We start from the raw sequence: 24,591 nt of genomic DNA, 5'->3' as shown, positions 1-24,591 counted from the left end.
TCTAACTAAATAATACAATAAAACATGATAAATTGCAAGTCTTTTGATTGAATTTCTTAAAAATATTTTCCTAGATTATTTGGTATAATAGAAGAAATAAAAAGGAGAAGACCATGCTGGCACAACTAGATACAAAAACCGTCTATACCTTTATGGATAGCATGGTGACGATTGAAGAATATGTAAAGAGAGCCAAGTCGCTGGGCTACAAAGCCTTGGGGATGATGGATAAGAATAGTCTATATGCGGCTTACAGTTTTATGGAAACTTGTCAGAAGGCAGGCATACAGCCAATCATCGGTTGTGAATTGGACTGGCATTTTGCAGGTCTGGAGGGGGAATTGACTACCCAGATCATCGCTTTGACAACCAAGGGTTACCAGAATCTCTTGAAAATTTCTACAGCTAAAATGACAGGGCAGGATGATTTCGAGGCCATTCGTCAATATCTGGTGGATGTTGCTATTATTGTTCCCTATTATTCAGGGATTGAGCAGTTAGACCTTGGAATGGATTATTACATCGGAGTTTCTGCGGATGTAGACGTGCAGACTTTTCACCGCCCCATTTTACCTATCCACACGGTTCGTTTCTTTGAAGAGGAACAGTTGGAGAGTTTGCAGGTTCTTCATGCTATTCGGGATAATGTGCCGCTCAATCAAGTGGCGGATTTGGATAAGCGACAAATTCTTTTATCTGCGGAAAGTTTAACCAGTCTATTTTCCAGTCGTTTTCCTCAGGCGGTAGACAATCTGCGTGACTTGGTAGCAGGTATTTCCTACCAATTAAATACTGACTTGAAGTTACCTCGTTTCAACCGTGAGCGACCTGCAGTGGAAGAATTGCAGGAGAAAGCCTATCAGGGCTTGGAAGAAAAAGGATTGACGGGGGCTGTCTATCAGGAACGCCTGGAAAGAGAATTGTCCATTATTCATGAGATGGGCTTTGATGATTATTTCTTGATTGTCTGGGACCTGCTCCGCTTTGGACGTAGCCAGGGCTACTATATGGGTATGGGTCGTGGTTCTGCGGTGGGGAGTTTGGTTGCCTATGCCTTGAATATTACAGGTATTGACCCTGTCAAACACCATTTGCTATTTGAACGCTTTTTAAATAATGAACGCTATAGCATGCCGGATATTGATATCGATATTCCAGATATTCATCGCCCTGACTTTATTCGTTATGTGCGGGACCGCTATGGTACGACTCACGCTGCCCAGATCGTGACCTATTCAACCTTTGGTGCCAAGCAGGCCATTCGTGATGTTTTCAAACGCTTTGGAACTCCTGAGTATGAGTTGACCAATATTACAAAGAAAATCTCATTTAAGGATAATCTTTCATCAGCATATCAACGTAACGCAGCCTTCCGACAGATTATCAATAGTAAAATCGAATACCAAAAAGCCTTTGCCATTGCCCAGCAAATCGAGGGTCAACCTCGCCAGACTTCCATTCACGCAGCCGGTGTGGTCATGAGTGACGAGGACTTGACTGATACCATTCCACTGAAAATGGGTGATGATATGCTGGTGACCCAGTATGATGCCCATGCAGTAGAGGCCAATGGCTTGCTCAAGATGGACTTTCTTGGTCTGCGAAATCTGACCTTTGTGCAAAAAATGGCAGAAGGGGTTCGAGAACGCTACCAGAAAGAAATCGACATTTCTCAAATCGACTTAGAAGATAGAAAAACCTTGGAACTCTTTGCAGCGGGTAAGACCAAGGGGATTTTCCAGTTTGAACAACCGGGTGCCATTAGCCTTCTACAACGGGTTCGCCCAGAGCGATTTGAGGATGTGGTAGCCACTACCAGTTTGAACCGACCTGGTGCCAGTGATTACTCGGATAATTTTGTCAAACGCAAACATGGGCAGGAAAGAATTGACCTGCTGGATCCATCCATTGCACCGATTTTGGAAGGGACCTACGGTATTATGCTTTATCAGGAGCAGGTCATGCAGATAGCCCAGGTCTATGCAGGTTTTACATTGGGGAAAGCCGACTTGCTTCGTAGGGCCATGTCCAAGAAAAATGCCCAAGAAATGCAGGCTATGGAAAATGAGTTTCTGGCAGGTGCGCGTGAGCGAGGTCATGAGGAAGGAAAAGCCAGAGAAATTTTTGCCATGATGGCTAAGTTTGCAGGTTACGGTTTCAACCGCAGTCATGCCTATGCCTATTCGGCCCTAGCCTTTCAGATGGCCTACTTTAAAAGCCATTATCCAGATGTCTTTTTTGATGTCATGCTCAATTATTCTAGCAGTGCATATATTGAAGATGCCCTGCAATTTGACTTTAAGGTTGCCAAATTATCAATCAATACCGTCCCCTACTATGATAAGTTTGACAAGGACAAGATTTTTCTGGGTTTGAAAACCTTGAAAGGTCTGCCTAAGGATTTTGCCCTCTGGATACTGGACCAACGACCATACAAGTCCGTGGAAGATTTTGTCTTGAAACTTCCTGACAATTATAATAAGAAAGAACTCATGGTTCCTCTTATTCATATTGGTCTCTTTGATGAGTTTGATAGCAATCGAAAGAAAATTCTAGAAAATCTAGACAATCTCTTTGTCTTTGCTGAGGCGTTTGGGACCTTTTTTGCGGAGGAAAATTATAGCTGGACAGAGGCAGAGGATTTTAGTGAGGCTGAAAAATTCGAATTGGAACAGGACTTGTTGGGAGTTGGCATTAGTCCACATCCCCTGGTCAAAATCTGCCGTGAGTCCAAGCGAACTCTTACAGACCTAGCTGATTTGGTGGTAGCTAGTCGGGTGACCATCCTGGTACAAATTCAATCCATCCGCTTGATTCGGACCAAGAAAACGGGTGAACAGATGGCCTTTCTCCAGGTAACCGATACCAAGAGAAAGCTAGATGTGACGCTCTTTCCAGAAAGCTATCGTCAATTTTCTCAAGACCTGAGAGAAGGGGCAATTGCCTACATGACAGGAAGGGTACAGGAACGAGATGGACAAATGCAACTGGTTTTAGAACAATTGGAGCCAGTCAGTCTGGAAAAATTTTGGATTTTGTTGGAAAACAGGGAGCATGACCATGCAGTCGCTCGGATTTTGGAAAAGTATAAGGGAAGTATTCCGGTTATTCTCCACTATCAAGATTCCAATCAGACTATTCAAGCGGAGCATTATAAGGTTATGAAAACGCCTCAATTAGAGGAAGAGTTGAGAGAATTTGTCATGAAAACGGTTTTTCGTTAAAAAATGGCAAAAAGTCAAGCAAGTTCTGCCTAAGTGTGTTATAATAAGGCAGTTAAATTGAAAAGTAAAAGGAGCAAATGAAATGAAGCGTATTGGTGTTTTGACCAGTGGTGGCGATGCCCCTGGTATGAATGCTGCCATCCGTGCAGTTGTTCGCCAAGCAATTTCAGAAGGAATGGAAGTTTATGGTATCAATGAGGGCTATGCTGGTATGGTAGCTGGTGATATTCATCCATTGACTATCCGTTCAGTAGGTGACATCATCTCTCGTGGTGGTACTTTCCTTGGTTCTGCTCGTTACCCAGAATTTGCCAAGTTGGAAGGCCAACTGAAAGGGATTGAGCAGTTGAAAAAACACGGTATTGAAGGTGTTGTTGTTATCGGTGGTGATGGTTCTTACCACGGTGCCATGCGTTTGACAGAGCACGGCTTCCCAGCTATTGGTGTGCCTGGTACAATTGACAACGATATCGTTGGTACAGATTTCACAATCGGTTTTGATACTGCCGTTACAACTGCTATGGATGCCATTGATAAGATCCGTGATACATCATCTAGTCACCGTCGTACTTTCGTTATCGAAGTAATGGGTCGTCATGCAGGTGACATCGCTCTTTGGTCTGGTATCGCTGCTGGTGCAGATGTTATCGTTGTTCCAGAGGAAGAATTTGATATCAAAGATGTAGTTGCTAAAATTAAGCAAGGCTATGAAACTGGTAAGAAACACAGTATTGTTGTTTTGGCTGAGGGTGTTATGCCAGTAGCTCAATTCGCAGAAGAATTGAAGGCGGCTGGTGATGTGAGCGATTTGCGTGTGACAGAACTTGGTCACATCCAACGTGGTGGTTCACCAACTGCACGTGACCGTGTCCTTGCTTCTCGTATGGGTGCTCACGCTGTTAAATTGCTTAAAGAAGGTCGCGGTGGTCTTGCCGTTGGTATCCGCAATGAGCAAATGGTTGAAAATCCAATCCTTGGTACAGCTGAAGAAGGAGCTTTGTTCAGCTTGACAGAAGATGGTAAGATCATTGTCAATAATCCACACAAGGCTGACTTGGGTCTTGCTACATTGAACAGAGAAATCTCGTTCTAATTTCTGAATATCATTCGTTAACTAGGGTCATAAGACCAGTATATTTTAAAGGAGTTTTTGTTAGATGAATAAACGTGTAAAAATCGTTGCAACCCTTGGTCCTGCGGTAGAAATCCGTGGCGGTAAAAAATTCGGTGAAGATGGTTACTGGGGCGAAAAATTAGATGTTGAAGCTTCAGCACAGAAAATCGCTCAATTGATTACTGAGGGCGCTAACGTATTCCGTTTCAACTTCTCACACGGTGACCACCAAGAGCAAGGTGACCGTATGGCAACTGTACGTCGTGCAGAAGAAATCGCTGGTAAAAAAGTTGGTTTCTTGTTGGATACTAAAGGTCCAGAAATCCGTACAGAATTGTTTGAAGGCGATGCAAAAGAGTATACTTACACAACTGGTGAGCAAATCCGTGTTGCAACTAAGCAAGGTATCAAGTCAACTCGTGAAGTTATCGCTTTGAACGTTGCGGGTGGTTTGGATGTCTTTGACGATGTTGAAGTTGGTAAGCAAGTTCTTGTTGACGACGGTAAACTTGGTTTGACGGTTGTTGAAAAAGATGCTGACAAACGTGAATTTGTAGTAGTTGTTGAAAACGACGGTGTTATCGCTAAGCAAAAAGGTGTGAACATCCCTAACACTAAAATTCCTTTCCCAGCACTTGCTGAACGCGATAACGCTGATATCCGTTTCGGTTTGGAACAAGGTTTGAACTTCATCGCGATTTCATTCGTTCGTTCTGCTAAAGACGTTGAAGAAGTTCGTAACATTCTTAAAGAAACTGGTAACGAGCACGTTCAACTCTTCTCAAAAATCGAAAACCAACAAGGTATCGACAATATTGATGAAATCATCGAAGCTTCAGATGGTATCATGATCGCTCGTGGTGACATGGGTATCGAAGTACCATTTGAAATGGTTCCAGTTTACCAAAAAATGATCATCACTAAAGTAAACGCAGCTGGTAAAGCAGTTATCACAGCAACAAACATGTTGGAAACAATGACTGAAAAACCACGTGCAACTCGTTCAGAAGTATCTGACGTCTTCAACGCAGTTATCGATGGTACAGATGCTACAATGCTTTCAGGTGAGTCTGCAAACGGTAAATACCCAGTTGAGTCAGTTCGCACAATGGCAACTATCGCTAAAAATGCACAAACTCTTCTTAACGAATATGGTCGTTTGAACTCAGACAAGTTCAACCGTACATCTAAGACAGAAGTTGTTGCCTCAGCAGTTAAAGATGCTTGCCACTCAATGAACATCAAGTTGGTTGTTACAGTTACAGAAACTGGTTACTCAGCTCGTGCTATCTCTAAATACCGTCCTGATTCAGATATCTTGGCAATTACTTTCACTGAGAAAGTTCAAAAATCAATGATGTTGAACTGGGGTGTTATTCCAGTTGTGACTGAAAAACCAGCTTCTACAGACGACATGTTTGAATTGGCTGAGAAAGTTGCAAAAGAGCAAGGCTTGGTTGAAGCAGGTGATGACATTGTTATCGTTGCCGGTGTTCCAGTAGGTGTTGCTGGTTCAACAAACACAATGCGTGTTCGCACTGTAAAATAATGTATAAAGAAAAAGCCTATTGTATCAACGTTTCTGCGTTGTGCAATAGGTTTTATTTTCGTTTTGGGGCATTTTTGGGGCAAATTATAAAGGTAATTCATCAATAACTTCAATTCTATCAAGTCCTTAGCTTGAATGATAGGCTTTTTTGAATATGTGGTATGATTTTGCAAAATTCAAATTGTATTGATATAATATGAGGTGAATAAGTTGAAAGAGATGGACATATGGGCATTCACATTCGTTTTTCGTTGAGAAAACTAGCAGTTGGTTTAGTTCCAGTAGCTTTTCTTTTTCTTACCCATCAATTTACTCTATCTGCCAAGGCAGAAATGCTTTCTGCTTTGGAAGGAGAAGCTGTCCAGGTGGAGAACGGCTTGGTTCCACATACGATTGAAATCATAGAGGAGGCAGAAGAAGAGCAAGAGAATGATGGCGCGCTTACAGGTCTGAATGTTTTAGTGGGAAGTGACAACCTAGCTCAAGCTAGTGAGAATGAAGTAGCCCCTTCTGAGCAGGAAAATGAGTTGCTTGAACCGAATGTTGATCAGCTTTTAGATCCTACAAGTATCGAAATCCATGCAGACTTGGAAACGATGGTCATCCCTGAGCACGAAGATAGTAGCCACCCTTCTAATCTACCAGTAGCAGTCCAGAAAGATGTGGTTGAACAGCCTATCAGTCTTTATACTAGCGAAGATGGTCAGTACAGAGAAATTATTTGGGCACAAGGTATAACGCCTCCTAGCATGGGGCAAGGTGGTGATTTAAAAAAAGAAGTAACGGGAGAATTCATTGAGTATACCATGCCTTATGAAGCCGGAAAGGGTTATTATGATGCTAATAAGAGCTTGGATGCTTCCTTAGAAGATTTGAACTTGTGTTTTGCTGCCGTTTCTTCTAATATGTTGCATTGGTGGTTGGAACAGAATGGTCCTTATGTTCAGCGTTTCATTGAGGAAAAATATAGTTCAGCAGAAAATCAGCAAGATTATCCTTTGACGGATGTACGACGCTATCCAAATTCTTTTGAAGACCAACAAAATAGCCGTATTTTTAATCTTTTCAAGACCTACTATGGGCACCGCTTGAATGGTTTTGTGTCTGATGCTTTGGTGGACTTATTTATCAATGGCTATTCCCCTAAAAATCATGGAGGGGTCAATTTAGAAAATCCAGATTTAGTGCCAGATAAACGGGGCGGTTTTTTCCATGAGGTCTTTCACGAGAAAAAGCTGACTGACCGAATGTTTAGTGGAGATTACCGCTACTTTGGGAATTTGGTTCGAACCAACTTAGAAAATCAAAGCTTGCTTGGCCTGTCCTATAGAACCTTTGGGACGACTACTCATATTGTAACGGTATGGGGAGCAGAGTATGATGATAAGGGGCAAATTCGTGCGGTCTACATTACGGATTCTGATGATCAGCATGGTCCCATTGGCTTGAAACGAATGGGTATTACCCAGGATACTTCTGGAAATCCTCGTCTGAATAATAATGTTGTCAGAAATTCTTTTGGTTCACACTTGGACTACGTTCATACCATCAATCTTGGTAGGAAGCACTGGGAAACTTATTTCAATGGATTGGAAGATGAAAAACAGACTGCTAGACAGAAGCTTTCTGAAGCTAAATTAGTCTTACACCAAGCTATTCGTGATCAAGAGGGTTTTTCGGAGAAGGAAGAAAGGTCTTATATTGCCCTAATCGAAGAAACATATCTTGAGGGTCTGGAGCAAATCAATCAAGTTAGGGAAAAGCAGGAACTATCAGAAATCTTGCAATCCGCTCTGCAAAGTTTACAAGAACTAGCTCAGGAGCACTTGGTTGCCAAAAGTAGCTCGGTCTTTAGGTTGCTTCCAGTAGGAGAACTTACAGCCAAAGGTCCTTCCCTTCGTTACAATCTCCCTGTAGGCCAATTATCTGTTAAAGGTCCTTCGGTTTCACACAGCCTTCCAGTAGGAGAAATATTTGCAAAGGGTTCTTCAGTTTCACACAGCCTTCCAGTAGGAGAATTATTTGTTAAGGGCTCTTCAGTTTCTCACTCCCTTCCAGTAGGAGAAATATTTGCAAAGGGTTCTTCAGTTTCACATAGCCTTCCAGTCGGAGAAATATCTGTTAAGGGCTCTTCAGTTTCACACAGCCTTCCAGTCGGTGAAATATTTACTAAGGGCTCCTCGGTTTCGCATAGCCTTCCAGTCGGTGAGATATCTGTTAAAGGTTCTTCAGTTTCACACAGCCTTCCAGTAGGAGAAATATTTGCAAAGGGTTCTTCTGTTTCTCAATCCCTTCCGGTAGGGGAACTATTTGTAAAAGGTTCCTCGGTTTCACACAGCCTCCCAGTAGGAGAAATATCTGTTAAGGGTTCTTCAGTTTCACATAGCCTCCCAGTAGGAGAATTATTTGTTAAGGGCTCTTCAGTTTCACACAGCCTTCCAGTAGGAGAAATATTTGTTAAGGGTTCTTCAGTTTCACATAGCCTTCCAGTCGGTGAAATATTTACTAAGGGCTCCTCGGTTTCACACAGCCTCCCAGTAGGAGAAATATCTGTTAAGGGCTCTTCGGTTTCACATAGCCTACCAGTTGGGGAACTATTTACAAAGGGTTCATTTGTTTCTCATAGCCTTCCAGTCGGTGAGTTATCCATTAAAGACACCTCAGTTTATTTTCTTTCCGAGAAGGTGTTAGTGGAAGATTTAATAAGTTTGGAAGAGTGGTCAGTAGAAAGTTGGCTAGGCACTCAACAAGTCGAAACTATTCACTCAGATAGGAATATTCTCAGCAGCCCTATCGATGAGCCGGTAGGTAATCAAATGAAGGCCGAGGGAGAGCCCCATGCTTTAGACTATTCATCAGAAGTGATGCTTGAGGAGGGAATAGCTGAAACAAAAAAAGTAGATACTACAGAAAATGACTTATCGAGCAAACAGAAAGAAGAGCGTTTTGGTTTGGCAACTGCTAAAGAACTCATAAGAACAGTGATGGCTGGTGAAAATGAGTTGGTTTCCCTTCCAAATTTGGTGGTAATAGTTCTTCTAGTAACGACTATTATTAGTTACTGGCTACTGGCTTCCTCTATTTTTAAGAGAGATTGATGTTATTGGTGCTTAATGGACATCAGTTCACAACTAAAATAATGAGATTGAAAAACGAATGGTGATATTGAGTAAAATATGTTATTCAGCATTGCTCATTCGTTTTTTACTTGCACGTCAGATTAAGTATGTGTCTACTGTAATTCTTCAAATAGAAGCTTTTCGGTAGCCAGTAAGCCGTAATACTTGTTTCCTTATCCTTGAGAGAGTATAATGGAAGGGTATATTTTTAAGGGGATTTGAGAAATAATGAACAAACATTTCAATGAGAAAGAAGAGCGTTTTTCACTGCGTAAATTATCAGTAGGTCTTGTTTCAGCAACGGTAGCAAGCCTATTTTTTGCAGCTTCCGTGGTGGCTGCACCTGCTGTTAGTGCTCAGTCAATCAACTATACATATGTAACCGAGCAAGAATTAACAGAGGCTGAAAAAGAGCTCATTATTCGGGATTTGCCAGGTTTAGCACAGGCGACGGATGCTAATTATTATTTAGTCTATCGTCCGGTCGGAGCAAGCAAGCCATCCACGGTTGTAAGTACAAACAGTCGTTCGGAAATTTTACCGAAAACAGGTGTTATGGAAACAGGCGCCATGGCCCTTGCTGGAATTTCTCTTCTTGTTCTTGCCATAAAAATTGGCAAAAAAGGGAAGAAGGAGCTTGCAGGTGTTATTTTATTAGCAGCTACTGGTGCAAGCTTCTTGGCACCAACCAGCTCTGCCTTGACTAGCCACATTTTGGCTCAATTCAACCATGCGGTAGAAAGATCAGCAGGCCAGGCCTTGCCAGCGCCTGCTGAAATTGAAGGCTATGTCTATGTGGGCTATTTTAAAGATAGCAGAGCAGAGGAGAAATTGTCTACTGAAGCACAAAAAACGCCTGAAAAAGAAACTGTAAAGGATACTACGGAAGAAACAGTTACAGAAGTTCCGAATACAGCACCAAGTCATCAACTGCCAACTGTTGAGATTTCTGAAAAGATTATTACCAAGTCAGAAGTGATTGCTTTTGATACTCAGACGGTTGAAAATCCTGCCTTGGCAGAAGGAACTGAAGAGGTAATTCAAGAGGGGCAAAATGGTGAGCGTACTATCACAATTAAGCAGACATTTGCAGATGGTCAGCTTTTGAAGGAAGAGGAAGTTTCGTCAGAAATTTCTAAGACAGTCACACCAAAAATCATTGAGATTGGAACCAAGAAAGCTGAGGCAACCATAGTTACCGAAGTTCCTCAAACTGCTCCAACTCATGAGCTTCCAGCTGTAGCTATTACTGAAGAAGTGTCATCACATACAGAATCTATTTCTTTTGAAACAGAGGAAGTCTATGATGATACCTTACCAGAGGGAACTAGGCAGACAGTTCAAGCTGGGCAGGCAGGGCAAAAGACCTTTGAGGTTAAGAAAACATTCGCGGATGGCCTTCTCATCAAAGCAGAAGTCCTTTCTGAAACAGTCAGTCAGGCTCCTGTTAATCAGGTAGTGAAAGTTGGAACCAAGAAGGCAGAAGAGCCAGCCATTACAGCTCTTCCAGATACGGCTCCGACGCATGAAGTTCCAGAAATGATCTTGACAGAAGATACGACTACAAATACGGAGGCTATTCCCTTTGAAACTCAAGTTATCTACGATGATAGCTTGGCTGAAGGCACACGAAATGTGGAACAAGTTGGTAAAGCCGGAGTTCAAACGACTGTTATCAAGAATTTCTACGCTGATGGTGTTTTGCTTAAAACTGAGCAAGTTTCAAGCTCCGTAACAAGCTTGCCAGTGACGGAAATTGTTCGTCTTGGTACAAAGAAAGCTGATGTGGTTACCACGGAAACAGAGCAAGATACCAAAGTCCTTCCGTTCGAGATTAGTTATCAAGACGATGCGACCTTGCCAGTTGGAGAAGAAAAAATCATTACTGCTGGTCAAAACGGTCTTGCCACTATTACGACAACCTATACGGTCATTAACGGTGTTCGCCAAGCAAATCCGACGGTTACTGAATTGGTAACTACTCAGCCAGTGGCTCAAGTTGTTGCTCGTGGCACGAAACCCGCTAGCCCAACTCCAGTTGAGGGAACAGAGGCTGTAAAAGAAACAGTTGAAATCCCATTTGAAACCAAGGTAAGTGAAAGTGCGGACCTCTATGTTGGCGAAGAAAAGGTTGTTACGGAAGGCAAAAATGGCAGCAAAAACATTACCACAACCTATGTAACAATCGACGGAGTTCGCCAGCCAAATCCAACTGTGACTGAAACAGTTGTAGTTGAACCAACAAGCAAGGAAGTTCTCAAAGGTACCAAACCAATCGAAGGAACAGAAACAGATAAGGAAACTGTAGCCATTGCCTTTGAAACCAAGGTAAGTGAAAGCGCGGACCTCTACACGGATGAAGAAAAAGTAGTGGTTGAAGGTAAGGATGGTAGCAAGGAAATAACTACTACTTATCAAACCGTCAAAGGTGTTCGCCAGCCTAACCCAACCGTATCAGAAAAAGTTATCCTTGAGCCAACGACAAAGGAAGTTCTCAAAGGAACCAAGCCAATTGAAGGTACGGAAGAAGACAAAGAAACGGTCAATATTCCATTTGAAACCAAGGTAAGTGAAAGTGCGGACCTCTACACGGATGAAGAAAAAGTAGTGGTTGAAGGTAAGGATGGTAGCAAGGAAATAACTACTACATACCAAACTATCAAAGGTGTTCGCCAGCCAAATCCAACTGTGACTGAAAAGGTTCTAGTTGAGCCAACGACCAAAGAAGTTCTCAAAGGAACCAAGCCAATTGAAGGTACGGAAGAAGACAAAGAAACGTTCGATATTCCATTTGAAACAGAATACATTGATGACCCAACACTTCTAGTAGGTAAGACTAAGGTTGTGACCAAGGGAGTAAATGGTTCTAAGACAGTAACGACAACTTACCAGACCATCAAGGGCGTTCGTCAGGAAAATCCTACTGTAACAGAAGAAATTACCAAAGAACCAGTTAAGCAAGTCATTGCGCGTGGTACAAAAGTTGAGAAAGTACCACAAGTGATTATCACAGATCTGGTAGAAAATGATGATGCAAAATCAGCGACCGTTAGCTACAAGTTGACAGATGAAACAGCCAACTTCCTCCGTGCTGTTGCCCTCCTCTATGACAATACAGGTGCCTTGGTTCAAGAACAGGCCATTACAGATCCAAATGGCCAGTTGACACTTGAAAATCTTGATTTCTATACAGACTATACAGTCAAAACTAAGATTTTCTATACAATGGTAGAGCAGGAACAAAGCTCTGAGCAAGAAGCTATTCTTGAAAGTATGCACCAGTTTGATCTAGTTTACAAGAAGATTGAAATCAAGGACATTGATGCAGTGACGGTTTACCGCCGTAAAGATGGTAAGTATGTCGGTCAAGAGTTTTTAGAAGAAATTCCAGCATCGGCTAATGAACTATTTATCAAAGTAACATCCGATCGTTTCAAAGAAGTTTACCTACCAGTTTCAAGCGTTGAAGAAACGACCTTAGATGGCAAGGCAGTCTTCAAATTGGTTTCTTCCTTTGACCAGTTGGTAGAGGATAAGAACAGCCAATACGTTGCAAATCGTGAATTTTACATTCCGAAGATGGTAACGGATGCAAATACCTATACTTCCTTCAAAGCCTTGATTGACGCCATGAAGGCAAATCCAGGCGGCACATTTAAATTGGGTTCTCATTTGGATGCTAATGAAGTTCCTGTTGGAGATATTCCATCTTATGTGACTGGATTTAGCGGTACCTTGGATGGTGTAAATGACGGATATGCCTTCTCAATCAGTAACTTGAAAGCTCCACTTTTCTATAACCTTGGTGGTAAAGTTCAAAACTTGGACATCAAGAATGCTCATTTACAGACAAGCACCACCAATCCTCTTGCTACCATTGCCGTTAATGCTAATAATGCATTAGTCACAAACGTGGCTGTAGAAGCCAACCTAAAAGGACCGCAAAACGTATCTGGTTTAGTTCATTCGGCAACTAATACGACTATTAAGGATGTATCCTTCAAGGGTAGTATCGAATTAACTGGAACCGCTGCAAGTCTAACTGGTGGTATCTTGGGTAACGGTACGATGGCAAGTGTTGGAAATGCCAAGGTTGATGCAACTATTACTCTCCCAGGTACAGAAAACCAAGTAGCTGGTGGTATTGTCGGACGTACCATGCTTGTCTACGATGTACCAGGAAGTGTCTATAATTCGTACGCAACAGGCTCTATAGTGACGACAGAAACAGGTGGTATAGTCGGCGGCATTGCAGGTGCCAACCAAGTAACTGGTGCCTATGCTCCATATAGTGGTAATGTTAATAACGTTATCAGCGATATGACTGGTGCGACAAGTATTATCGGTCAACCAGCAAATCCAACCGGTAAGATTAAAGACGGCTTCACAACAACTTCAGATACATTGGGCAATGTCAAGGCTATCACGAATGAAGAAGCACAAGCAAAAGTTCAAGCAATGGGCATCCAAGCGACTTTGGAAGATTCAAAACCTCTCAATCTTAACCCTTATTCCGTCAATTATCTAACTCTAGATAAGGCTCAGGCTGACCATGAAACTGCTTACTACAACATGGAGAAAATCCTTCCATTCTACAACAAGGAACTCCTTGTTTACTATGGAAATAAGATTGCGACAGATGACAAACTCAACAGAGTTCGTTTGCTTGATGTTGTTCCAATGAAGGATACTGCCTTTATAGCAGATGTGCATACTGAAAAAGCTAATATCAACAGAATCATGCTCCATTATGCGGATGGCACGGTGGATTATAAGGCGGTTTCATACCTTGAAGATTTCAAGAATAACCATGTGGTAGAATACACGATTGTTGGTACGGACTTGATTTACACGCCGGAGTCCTTCTTGAATGATAGAAATTCTCTTGTAAATGATTTGGTAAGCAGCTTGTCTACAGTGGTTCTGGATTCAGATGCTATGAAAGCCGTTGTCAATTATCCAACTAAATTGGATGCCAACCGACAAACAGGGACAGCAAAAGATTTCTACTTTGGCGAAAGTTTTGACCAAGTTAAGGCTAACCTAGAGAGTAATGTACGTAAGATTTTGGTTGCTAGCCTAAACGGTCAAGGTCAGGCTTCCGAAGCCTACATAAAAGAGAAGATTACTGACAATAAGGAAGCCTTTCTTCTCGGTTTGACCTACTTGAACCGTTGGTATGATATCAATTACGGGGATGTGAATACCAAAGAATTGACCATTTTTGAGCCTGATTTCTTCGGAAATGATGCTGCCTCTGCCCTTGATATGATTTTGGCAATTGGCAATGGTGGCTATGAGGTTCTTCGTGCCCATAACAACGTAAGTACCTATGCTGCAGCTATCGGTAAGCAAAATAACAAGGCTAGTCTATTCGACATGGTGGAAGCTTACCGTAAACTCTTCTTGCCAAATCTATCAGACAATGACTGGTTCAAACAAACAACCAAGGCCTATATTGTTGAGAGTAAATCGCAGGTTGCAGAAGCGGCAGCCAAGCAAGAAAGTGCTGAGAAACATAGCAAGTACGCACTTGCTGTTTACGATAAGATTACCAATCCAGCTTGGGAATACCGTCAGATGCTCTTGCCTCTATTGACCCTGCCGCAAGAGGACATCTTCATCATCAGCAACATGAACACCTTAGCAGTAGGTTCCTATGAACATTATGTAGATGATTACAAGGATCCTGCTAAACGAGATAGTGTCCGTCAGTTGGTCGATAAGGCGGCTGAAATGCAGCGGGACAATGCTGACTTCTGGTATAAGATCCTTGATGAAGAAAATCGTGACAAGCTCTTCCGCACGGTGTTAAATAATGAAGGCTTCCTAATGAATGGCCCAGATGGTCAGAAAGTCTATCGTAATTTACTCGCCGATGTAGATGCAATTCAAGACTACTATGGCCCGATTAACAAGTGGTATGCAGAGGGTGGAACTAAAACTGCCTATGCAAACGGAAAAGAAACCTTCTATGTCCTCTATAATATGCTAGACAATTATGGTACAACTCTCTATACCCATGAAATGGTGCATAACCAGGATGGAAGTACCTATCTTAAAGGATATGGTCGCCGGATGGGACAAGGAATGGAAGTATATGCAGATGGCTTGCTCCAAAACGTATCTTCTGTCGATCGAACAATCCTTGGCTTCAATGCTGTCTTCAATAGTGACGCTGCTAATCGTGTGCATGTCGGAGATCCGACTGTTCGTTTCAACAGCGAAGCGGACTTTAACCAGTATTTCCACAATCAATTTGATGTTCTCTATCTACTAGACTACATCGAAGGAATGACTGTCCTTGAAAAGCCCAATACCGTTAAGAAGGACTGGTTCCTCAAACTGGAAAATTACTACATTCAGGAAAATGGCAAGGATACTCATGCTGGTAACCGAATGGCAACCCTGACAGAGGAAGATGCTGCTAAATTGACTACGTTTGATGACCTAATCAATGGAAGTATCATTGATCGCTATGGCTATCAAAGTGCTAAATACGACCAAAACTTACAACGTAATGGCTACTACAGCGTTCCGATGTTTGCAGGTAACTATTCAGCCTTGTCTAATCCAAATGGCTCACCAGGTGACTTTATGTTCCGTCGCATGGCCTTTGAGCTAATTGCTGCCAAAGGTTACACAGATGGTTTCATACCATACGCATCTAATCAGTTGTCTGATTATGCCATGAACCAAAACTCTATTACTTATGATACTTGGAACAAGAAAAATACAGGCTTGATTACAGATAAACACGTCTTTGACCAAGTCTTTAATGGACAGTATGCAAGTTGGGAAGAGTTCAAGAAAGCCATGTTTATGGAGCGTGTGGATAAGGCCCAAGCAGGTAAATTGAAACCATTCACTATTCAGTATGAATTAGGTGTTGCAAACTCAGCGAAAGAAGTAAGGATTGCGAGCTATGATGACCTTCAAAGATTGATTAGAGAAGCGATTGATGCGGATATTCAAAATAAATCCTATGGTAGCGATAAGAGCCGACTATCAACTTTGAAAATCAAGATTTATCAAGCCTTGATGCAATCAACAAACGACTTTAGAACATCTATTTTCAATCCATAATCTATTGAAAGAAGTCAACCCGGGTTGGCTTCTTTTTCCTATTTTTAGATAGATTATTTCGAGCTCTGGGTTTGGAATAGTAAATATTAAAATTGTTTATACAATTTAAGCAAAACCCTTGAAAACTGAGGGGGGGTGATATACTAGTAGTGGTATTTTATATATCGTCCTTTCTAGCTAGGGTAAAAGCTGCAAGATTGTCTACTAGAAAATGATTGTTTACCAATCAAATGATTTATTAAAGATAACTCTCCCCCCAAAAAATCTAACTATCACTAAGAAAATTTTATCAGGAAAATAATTGGTTTCTTGTAGATTTTTTGCAGAAAATGGCAGGGTCCATCTAGCCTAGATGGATTCTATCAAACCTAGCGAAGATAAGTAGTTCTTATTCAGATGCGACTAGCAGTTATGATGGAAGAGCTTGTAGTTTGGTACGATTTACAATAAAATCCAATTCAATGAAAGTAAAAGGCTCTCTATTCTCCAGTCAGGTATTGCTGTCTTGGTAAGGAAGAGCCTTTTTATCTTGTTAATACCATGTAGAATGATATAATATAAAATGTACTCTTAAAAGTTTGAGGTAGTATATGTTTATCAAAGATATGGAAACCGAGAAGGAAATTCAAGGCAAGGCTTATGTTCATTGGAAGGCTTGGCAGGAGGCTTATGCTGATTTGTTACCGCAGGATTTTCTCCAAAAGACCTACACCTTGGAACGGTGTCAAGACTGGGCTGTCCGTTATCCTCAAAATATCCTGGTGGCTCTGGTGGACGAGCAGGTGGTTGGCTTTGCCTGTTACGGTGCCAGCAGTCAGGCGGACTTGTCGCAAGCAGGTGAGATATATGCCCTTTATGTTCTGGCGGATTACTACGATCAAGGAATTGGCTACCAGCTTATGCAGGCGGCCTTGGAAAAATTGCAGAGCTACCATCGGGTTTCTCTCTGGGTATTGGAGGGGAATGCGCGTGCGATTGCCTTTTATGAAAAGGTTGGCTTCCGTTTTGATGGCCTAAAGAAAATTGTCAATCTAGGAGCAGAGCGAATAGAATACCGAATGGTCTTAGAATTACCAGGTGGAAATTCAAAAGAATAATATAACAAATATTGAATAACCCGCTTTGATGTGCTATAATAAGGCTGAATCAAGGAGGGTTTTTATGATTTTACTGACCAATAATCGTTTACGTGTTGAAATTTCTGAACCAGGCGAACGGCCAAATGATACTTTTCGTTTTGATCGAGCAGGCTTTATTTCAGATGTTACACTGGATGGCGATACACACTTTGGTGCTAATGAGCCTATGAACCTACGGCATTTATCGTCTGGTGGTAGAGGGCTGTGCTGCGAATTTTCAGGAGATTTTTCTGCTGGGGCTCAAGTTGGTGACTATTTCCCTAAATTAGGTGTGGGCTTGATTAAGCAGGATAGTGAACTAGGTTACCAATTTGCCCATAAATACGATGAGGTCATTCCCTATCCTGTCGCCTACAGCCATACGGAAACTTCTGCGACATTTTTTACAGAAGCGGTAGCTTGTTTGGGGATTGCTGCTGAGATTGAAAAGACTATTCGGATTGAGGAGAATGCTCTTATTTTAGAAGCCACAATCACCAATGTTGGCGACAAGGCATTTGAAACAGAAGAATATTGCCATAATTTCTTGAGTATCGACGGTATGGCTATTTCACCGGATTACCGACTGGACTTGCCAGATATGAATGATCTGGGTCATGATCGCTTAGAAGGTTTTGGTGGCTATGACCATAACAACTTTATTGCGGATGGTAAGGCCATCACCTTCGAAAAATGTGAAACGGATGTTTCCCTCAGTGTTCTTAGCACCGATAAGGCAAACCTCGGTGATACATTTACCTGGAAACTCAGCCATAAAGGGGCTCAAGCAAGTATTACAGGTATTGATAGTGTCAAACCGACCAGCTTACTCCTATGGGCGACAGACCACATTGTCAGTCCAGAAATTATTCAGACCATTAGGCTTTCGCCGGGCCAAAGTCATAGTTGGACCCGTCGCTGGATCTTTGAAGCCAATCCTCGTTGGTAGTGTTCAGTCAAGGCTAGTCGGCCTTGGCTTTTTTTGATAGAATAGATGTACTTGGTTTCTATTGTTGATTGTGACAGAGAAAAATTTATTGACTGATTTGTTTTGAAATGTAAGGAGTTATGATGGCTAGAAAAGAAATGGTCACATTGACCAATATGTGTTTGATTGAGGATAAAGATGGGAATGTGGTAGTGCAAATTCGGGATCCTGAACGCTATCGTTGGTCAGGTGTTGCCTTTCCTGGTGGGCATGTTGAAGAAGGTGAGAATTTTTATGACTCGGTTGTTCGGGAAGTTGAGGAAGAAACTGGCCTGGTCATCACAAACGCTCATCTGGTTGGTATCAAGCATTGGCCTGACAAGGAAGGGCATCGCTATCTGGTCTTTCTCTATAAGGCAACGGAGTTTACTGGAACCCTTCAATCAACTGAAGAGGGAGAGGTACGTTGGGTCAATAAAACAGACTTACCGCAGATGGACTTAGCCTATGATTTGCTAGAAATCCTAAAAGTCATGGATGACCCAGATTTGTCTGAGTTCTTTTATACTCGAAAAAATGATGATGGAGAGTGGGATAAGAATTTTAGGTAGGCTTGCTTCATTTTTTAAGTTGACGAAGACTGGAATATAGTATATACTATACTTGTTAATATATAAAAGGCAAAGGGGCCTGTTGTTCGCAATGAAGCGGAAGTTATAGAACAACGGGATAACTTTGCCTTTTTTATTTCTAAATTAGTTGATGACAGAGCATTTCTCTTTTGGAAAATATGAATCGAGAGGATGATTACATGGGGCTTGAATCGAAAAAAATTATGTTTGTTGGTCCAGTTGGGGTTGGAAAAACGACGTTGACACAACGGTTGAAAGGGCTTGATATCAATTACTTCAAAACACAAGCCATTCAATTTTATGATTCCATTATTGATACACCTGGGGAATTTTTACAACATCGGCGTTATTACAATGCCTTGTCTGTAACAGCAGCAGAAGCGGAGGTAATTGGATTACTAGCTTCAGCAACAGCCACCATGCAGACTTTTCCACAAGGATTCTCCTCTTTGTTTAACAAACCAGTGATTGGAATTATCACCAAGGTTGATTTGGTGACGGATCCTAGCAGCCTTGAGAAGGCTAGAGCGCAATTACTGGCAGCAGGTGCTAAGGAAATTTTTGAGGTATCATTAACAGATAATCAAGGAATTGACGAGATTCGGCGCTATTTGACCAAGGAAAGTTGAGGTGATGGGATGAAGGTAGAGCACGGTGGAAATATGAATCAGCTTGCCTGTGATTTGGGCTTTCATCCAGAGGAGTGTTTGGATTTTTCAGCCAATATCAATCCTCTTGGTCTTTCAGAAAACGTAAGATTAAGTGTCATACAAAGTTTAGATAAATTGGTCCATTACCCTGATGTGACTTATTCACAGTCCAAGGCAGCCCTGGCTGAATACCATTCTTGTCCGCCCCAGCAAATTCTTCTATCGAACGGTGCGGTAGAGATCTTTTATGACCTGGCTAGATATTTGAAGCCTAAGAAGATATTGCTTTTAAGTCCGACATTTATGGAATATGAAAAAGCTTTTAAGCAGGTTGGTTCAGAGCCTATTTATCATGTATTGGAAGGACCAGATTATAGTTGGACTTTTGAATCAATCTTACCCAACTTGGAGAAGCTGTCATCTGGGGATTTGGTCCTGATTTGTAACCCAAATAATCCAACAGGGACTTTGGTATCCAATCAATTCTTGTTATTGGTAGCTGAATTTCTAAGGCAAAAAGGGGCCTATTTGGTTCTTGACGAGGCCTTTATGGACTTTGTTTTAGACAAGGCTGCCTATTCCCTGGTGGATCATTTGAAGGACTATCGAAATGTCATTGTTGTTCGCTCTTTGACAAAATTTTATGCTATTCCAGGCTTGAGGTTGGGTTATGCCTTATCTAGTAATACAGACTTGATTGCAGCAATGGATGACATGCGACCACCTTGGACCATCAATGCATTGGCAGATGCCTTGCTACCTGTTATTCTCAAGGATAGTGAGTATCACCATGCGACAGAAGAGTGGCTCAAGAGTGAGCAGGAATTCCTTTATAGAGAATTGGCTGCCTTGCCTCATTTGAAAGTCTTGCCACCGACTGTTAATTACATTTTCTTTGAATACGAGGGAAATGACAGTCTGAGGGAGCTTTTAATTCAAGAAAAAATATTTATTCGTTCCTGCCATAATTACCATCATCTGAACGACCGCCACTATCGAGTAGCCATTCGATCAAGAGAGGAAAATGGTCGCTTGATTGAGGCTTTAAGATCTGTGCTAGGAAAGTGTGATGGTCATGTCTAGGAACAAATGGTTTTCCTGTCCAGGTTCATGTGGGGAATTGTTTCAGGGGGTTAAGGATGGTCAAGAATTTTTGCTGACCTACGGTATCAATCGCAAGTCCTATGCAAGACTTATCAGAGAGGAGGAAGAAACGGAGTTTGCAATAGGAGAAAAGGTTGTCAAGGTCTTGGATTATCTTGATCCGATAGAGGATGGATGGAAGCTCGAGAAGAAATCCAGTCTTCCAATCGGTAAAGGAATGTCCAGTAGCACGGCAGATATGCTGGCAAGCCTACAAGCCTTAGCCTTTGTTCAAAATAGGCATTTGACTGCCGACGAAGTGACTAAGTTTTGTTGTCAGATTGAGCCAACGGATTCGATTGCCTTTGCTGACTGGACGGTCATCAATCCCTTGACGGGTCAGATATTGTTCCAAACGGATTGGAAGCCAGAACTTTATGTCTATATTCTTGAACCCAGAAAGACTGAGTGGACAGTCGAGCTGGTTAGAATGACAGAATGTCCTACTTATCCAGTCCAAGCATCAGAAGGACTGTTAGAACTGTTTCAGCAGGCATGCCAGTCAAAAAATGAACTTCTTTTGGGGCAGCTTGCAACTACTAGTGCCTTGTTGAACAATACTCGTCTGCCCAAGCCCTATTTGGCAGACATCCTGTCCATTGTGAAATCATTGGGACTGCTAGGTGTCAATGTGGCTCACAGTGGAACGGTTGTAGGTATATTGATGACAAAAAGTCAATTACCACTGATTTCTACAATAGAAGCTAATTTTTCTAAGGGAGAAATTGGCAAGTATTATGACCAACGCTACCTTTCAAAGATTTGTTTTGAAGGTGTTCGAAGGGTGAAAGGAGGTTAAGGTGGAAAAACTACAAGATATTTTGAGTGAAATTAAACCACTAGAAAAGCTTGAAATGGAAAAGGGCAAAAAGGTTTGTGACCAGCTAGCCAAGCCACTGGGTGCTCTTGGTAAAATGGAGACCATCTATGCGCGCTTGTTTGCCATGTTTCATGGAGACATTGACCTTTCTAAACAGATGGTAATGGTTTATGTAGCTGATAATGGTGTGGTTGCAGAGGGTATATCTGCTAACCCGCAGGAAACGACCTATATCGTAGCCCGTAATATGCTAGAAGGCAAAACGGGGCTGTGTGCCATTTCAAGACATGTAGGTTCAGATGTCAAGGTAGTGGATATAGGGTGCATGAAAGATGTTAATAGCGACCAAGTTTGTAAGGTCAGGAGAGGGACAGGCAATATCTTGAAAGAGCCTGCTTTGACTAGAGAGCAAGCTGTCGAAGCGATTTTGGTTGGCTATAGAGAAACGGTTGCCTGTATTCAGAAAGGCTATAGACTTTTTGGAACTGGGGAGATGGGAATTGGCAATACGACAACCTCAGCAGCAGTGATTAGTGCTCTTTTGAATGTAGAAGCTAGTCAAGTTACTGGCTACGGAGCAGGGTTGACAGAAGGGATGAAATCCCATAAAACACAAGTGATTGCTTCAGCAGTTGCTCACCATGCTCCCTACAGTGACGTTCTGGACATTGCTGCAAAAGTTGGTGGATTAGATATGCTGGGTATGGTAGGAACCTATTTGGCCTGTGCTCATCATCAACTTCCCTGCGTGGTGGATGGCTTGATCTCCATTACAGGCTTGCTGATCGCTAGTCAATTAAATGGTCATGTTTTAGATTATTGTTTTGCTTCCCACCTTTCCACAGAACCCGCCTATCGTTTGGTTTGTGAGCACCTGGGATTAGACCCCATGCTCTTGATGGATATGAGATTGGGAGAGGGATCGGGTTGTCCATTAGCCTTCTTTTTAATGAGCAATGCAGTTTATACGATTGAATCAATGCCTACTTTTTCAGAGGGAAAATTGAGTAAGGATGATTATATCGACATTCGTCAATCAAAATAGAAAGTGAGAATTCAAATGCAGTTATATACAAAAACAGGTGACAAAGGCTTGACCAAGCTGGTTGGTGGTCAGAGTGTTGCAAAAGATGCAGAGCGTGTTAATGCTTATGGTACCATTGATGAATTAAATTCTTGGATTGGTTATATCATTACTAAAATGGATCCAGCAGATGCCTTGAAAGATGAATTGTTGCAACTACAACATTATCTTTTTGACTGTGGTTCGGATTTATCAACGCCGCATGGTGTCTATCCTTATAAGGTTGACAAAACCATGGTTGATTGGATTGAGGAGCGCATTGATACCTATGCGGATATCCCACCAGCCTTGGAAGTGTTCATTTTGCCAGGTGGAAATGAAATTGCAGCAATGGTCCATATTGCACGCACTATAGCTAGACGTGCAGAGCGACACATTGTAGGCACTATGTGGACTACGGAAATCAATAAAGAAGTCTTGGTATTTGTAAACCGTCTGTCTGATTACTTCTTTGCCTTGGCGCGTGTGATCAATTTTACCCATCAGCAGCCAGATATTGCTTATGAAAGAGGGGCAAAAGTCTTTCATAATATTACCAAAGCTGATGTGGAGCGTTGGGCCAAGGCTAGGGAAGAAGGAAGATAGAGCATTTTTAAAACCGTTTTCGTTTACATATTGACATAATGCTCTAGAAGGTGTAGAATGATTTTATAAGAAAAATCATTTGACACAATGGCGTGTTAAAATCAATAAATGTGAGCAACGGGGCTACAAAAAATATCACTATTTTTTGTAGCCCTTTTTTGTTTGATAGAGGTGGAAATACATGAAACAATTTATGTTAGCAGGTGTTTCTAGTGGAGTTGGAAAAACAACTGTTACTCTAGGGATTTTAAAAGCTTTGACCGAGAAAGGTCTACGAGTACAACCATATAAGGTTGGTCCGGATTATATTGATACGGCTTATCATAGTCGGATTAGCAAGCGAATTTCCCGTAATTTAGATAGCTTTATGATTCCTGATCAAGCTGCTTTAGACTGGTCGTTTAGAAAATGGCATCAGGATGTTGACATTGCCCTTGTTGAAGGGGTGATGGGCCTATTTGATGGTTTGGGTACGGATAAAGATTGTGCTTCGTCGGCTGCGATTGCGAAGAAATTAGATATACCTGTTGTCTTGATCATCGATGGGAAAGCCACTTCAACATCAGCGGCGGCCATGGTACACGGTTTTTCAACCTTTGATCCAGACTTGACGATTGCAGGAGTAATTATCAATCGAGTTGCTTCACAAACGCATTATGAACTGATAAAAGGAGCCATTGAACGCTATACGGATGTGGAAGTTTTAGGCTACTTTCCTAAGAATATTCAGGTAGAACTGCCTTCACGACATCTAGGCCTAGTGCCTGATGTTGAGATGGAAAACTTGGAGAAACATTTCTCTATCTTAGGTCAGTTGGCTCAAGACCATATTGACTTAGACCGCTTGCTTGAGAAGGTAGATATAGCTGGTGAAGAACCGTCAAATCCATTCCGCACTTCAAAACATTTCCCGCTAAAAATTGGCTATGCTCTTGATGATGCCTTTCATTTTTACTATGAGGATAATTTGGATTTGTTAAGGGAATATGGGGTGGACTTGATTCCCTTTAGTCCCCTTAATGACAAAGAATTACCTGAAGCAGATGCTTACTATTTTGGAGGAGGCTTTCCAGAGGTCTATGCAAAGGAGTTGATGGAAAATCATTCTTTCAGGAAGTCTGTTTTGCAGGCCCATCAAGAGAACAAATCCATCTACGCAGAATGTGGGGGCCTGATGTATCTAGGTAAGGAACTGCAAACTGGAGAGGGTTCTTATGATATGGTAGGGATATTTGATGGTGTCAGTCTTATGACAGACCGGCTAAAAAGCTTTGGTTATTGCCAAGCTAAGACTCAGGTTAGGAGCTTATTTGGTCCAAAGGATACGGTTGTTAGGGGCCATGAGTTTCACCATTCAGTATTCCAAACCAATGAACCCACCGTCTTGCAACTGGAAAAAGTTCGAGATGGGCAGGTTGTTTCTAGCTGGACAGGTGGCTATCAAACTGGTAAAACCTTTGCTAGCTATCTGCATGTTCATTTTTATCAAAATCAGCTCTTGTTGGAAAATTGGCTCAGGAGTATTGGTGAGGAATAGCC

Annotated in this window: 14 protein-coding genes; all 14 read left to right on the top strand. The window is 41.9% G+C overall.

The annotated features are described in order from the left end of the window. Positions 1–113 precede the first annotated feature (113 nt). Positions 114–3,224: a DNA polymerase III subunit alpha gene (locus tag C1G49_RS05675; RefSeq protein ID WP_105124940.1), complete on the top strand. Its 3,111-nt coding sequence runs from the start codon at positions 114–116 to the stop codon at positions 3,222–3,224. A gap of 82 nt (positions 3,225–3,306) precedes the next feature. Then, a complete protein-coding gene (pfkA, locus tag C1G49_RS05670) occupies positions 3,307–4,317 on the top strand; it encodes a 6-phosphofructokinase (protein ID WP_105124939.1) in 1,011 nt (336 codons plus the stop codon). Between the two features lie 64 nt (positions 4,318–4,381). Continuing rightward, complete coding sequence (pyk, locus tag C1G49_RS05665; RefSeq protein ID WP_105124938.1) at positions 4,382–5,887, top strand: pyruvate kinase; 1,506 nt, start codon at positions 4,382–4,384, stop codon at positions 5,885–5,887. 227 nt (positions 5,888–6,114) lie between these two features. Then, positions 6,115–8,985 carry an IdeS/Mac family cysteine endopeptidase gene (locus C1G49_RS05660; RefSeq protein WP_105124937.1) on the top strand — a complete coding sequence of 957 codons (2,871 nt, stop codon included), beginning with the start codon at positions 6,115–6,117 and terminating at the stop codon, positions 8,983–8,985. Between the two features lie 249 nt (positions 8,986–9,234). Beyond that, complete coding sequence (locus tag C1G49_RS05655) at positions 9,235–16,092, top strand: ZmpA/ZmpB/ZmpC family metallo-endopeptidase (RefSeq protein ID WP_105124936.1); 6,858 nt, start codon at positions 9,235–9,237, stop codon at positions 16,090–16,092. Between the two features lie 590 nt (positions 16,093–16,682). Beyond that, the gene (locus C1G49_RS05650; protein ID WP_161942092.1) at positions 16,683–17,189 is read left to right on the top strand and encodes a GNAT family N-acetyltransferase; all 507 of its coding nucleotides are present in this window, start codon (positions 16,683–16,685) and stop codon (positions 17,187–17,189) included. Positions 17,190–17,253: 64 nt separating this feature from the next. Further along, a complete protein-coding gene (locus C1G49_RS05645; protein ID WP_105124935.1) occupies positions 17,254–18,159 on the top strand; it encodes a hypothetical protein in 906 nt (301 codons plus the stop codon). Between the two features lie 122 nt (positions 18,160–18,281). Next, positions 18,282–18,749 carry an 8-oxo-dGTP diphosphatase gene (locus tag C1G49_RS05640; protein WP_105124934.1) on the top strand — a complete coding sequence of 156 codons (468 nt, stop codon included), beginning with the start codon at positions 18,282–18,284 and terminating at the stop codon, positions 18,747–18,749. Positions 18,750–18,928: 179 nt separating this feature from the next. Beyond that, entirely contained in the window at positions 18,929–19,399 is a 471-nt protein-coding gene (locus C1G49_RS05635; RefSeq protein ID WP_238142210.1) for a EutP/PduV family microcompartment system protein, read from the top strand. A gap of 9 nt (positions 19,400–19,408) precedes the next feature. Continuing rightward, positions 19,409–20,503, top strand: a complete 1,095-nt coding sequence (gene cobD / locus C1G49_RS05630; protein ID WP_105124933.1) for a threonine-phosphate decarboxylase CobD — start codon at positions 19,409–19,411, stop codon at positions 20,501–20,503. Next, positions 20,496–21,362, top strand: coding sequence for a kinase (locus C1G49_RS05625; RefSeq protein ID WP_105124965.1), 867 nt, complete (start codon positions 20,496–20,498; stop codon positions 21,360–21,362). The genes cobD and C1G49_RS05625 overlap by 8 nt, the downstream gene beginning before the upstream one ends. 19 nt (positions 21,363–21,381) lie before the next feature. Continuing rightward, positions 21,382–22,428 (top strand): nicotinate-nucleotide--dimethylbenzimidazole phosphoribosyltransferase, encoded by a 1,047-nt coding sequence (cobT, locus tag C1G49_RS05620; protein WP_419579753.1) that lies wholly within the window; start codon positions 21,382–21,384, stop codon positions 22,426–22,428. 15 nt (positions 22,429–22,443) lie between these two features. Beyond that, on the top strand, positions 22,444–23,052 hold the full coding sequence (locus tag C1G49_RS05615) for a cob(I)yrinic acid a,c-diamide adenosyltransferase (protein ID WP_105124931.1): 609 nt from the start codon (positions 22,444–22,446) through the stop codon (positions 23,050–23,052). 181 nt (positions 23,053–23,233) lie between these two features. Then, complete coding sequence (locus C1G49_RS05610; RefSeq protein WP_105124930.1) at positions 23,234–24,589, top strand: cobyrinate a,c-diamide synthase; 1,356 nt, start codon at positions 23,234–23,236, stop codon at positions 24,587–24,589. Positions 24,590–24,591 lie beyond the last annotated feature (2 nt).

Source organism: Streptococcus suis (assembly GCF_002960625.1).
Classification (GTDB): domain Bacteria; phylum Bacillota; class Bacilli; order Lactobacillales; family Streptococcaceae; genus Streptococcus; species Streptococcus suis_T.
This window is presented reverse-complemented; position numbering and strand designations above follow the sequence as displayed.

Coding starts and splice junctions, on each gene's coding strand:
- C1G49_RS05650 (WP_161942092.1), top strand. CDS start 16,683: ATGTTTATCAAAGATATGGAAACCGAGAAGGAAATTCAAGGCAAGGCT.
- cobD (WP_105124933.1), top strand. CDS start 19,409: ATGAAGGTAGAGCACGGTGGAAATATGAATCAGCTTGCCTGTGATTTG.
- C1G49_RS05645 (WP_105124935.1), top strand. CDS start 17,254: ATGATTTTACTGACCAATAATCGTTTACGTGTTGAAATTTCTGAACCA.
- C1G49_RS05610 (WP_105124930.1), top strand. CDS start 23,234: ATGAAACAATTTATGTTAGCAGGTGTTTCTAGTGGAGTTGGAAAAACA.
- C1G49_RS05655 (WP_105124936.1), top strand. CDS start 9,235: ATGAACAAACATTTCAATGAGAAAGAAGAGCGTTTTTCACTGCGTAAA.
- C1G49_RS05675 (WP_105124940.1), top strand. CDS start 114: ATGCTGGCACAACTAGATACAAAAACCGTCTATACCTTTATGGATAGC.
- pfkA (WP_105124939.1), top strand. CDS start 3,307: ATGAAGCGTATTGGTGTTTTGACCAGTGGTGGCGATGCCCCTGGTATG.
- C1G49_RS05635 (WP_238142210.1), top strand. CDS start 18,929: ATGAATCGAGAGGATGATTACATGGGGCTTGAATCGAAAAAAATTATG.
- C1G49_RS05615 (WP_105124931.1), top strand. CDS start 22,444: ATGCAGTTATATACAAAAACAGGTGACAAAGGCTTGACCAAGCTGGTT.
- C1G49_RS05660 (WP_105124937.1), top strand. CDS start 6,115: ATGGGCATTCACATTCGTTTTTCGTTGAGAAAACTAGCAGTTGGTTTA.
- pyk (WP_105124938.1), top strand. CDS start 4,382: ATGAATAAACGTGTAAAAATCGTTGCAACCCTTGGTCCTGCGGTAGAA.
- C1G49_RS05640 (WP_105124934.1), top strand. CDS start 18,282: ATGGCTAGAAAAGAAATGGTCACATTGACCAATATGTGTTTGATTGAG.
- C1G49_RS05625 (WP_105124965.1), top strand. CDS start 20,496: ATGTCTAGGAACAAATGGTTTTCCTGTCCAGGTTCATGTGGGGAATTG.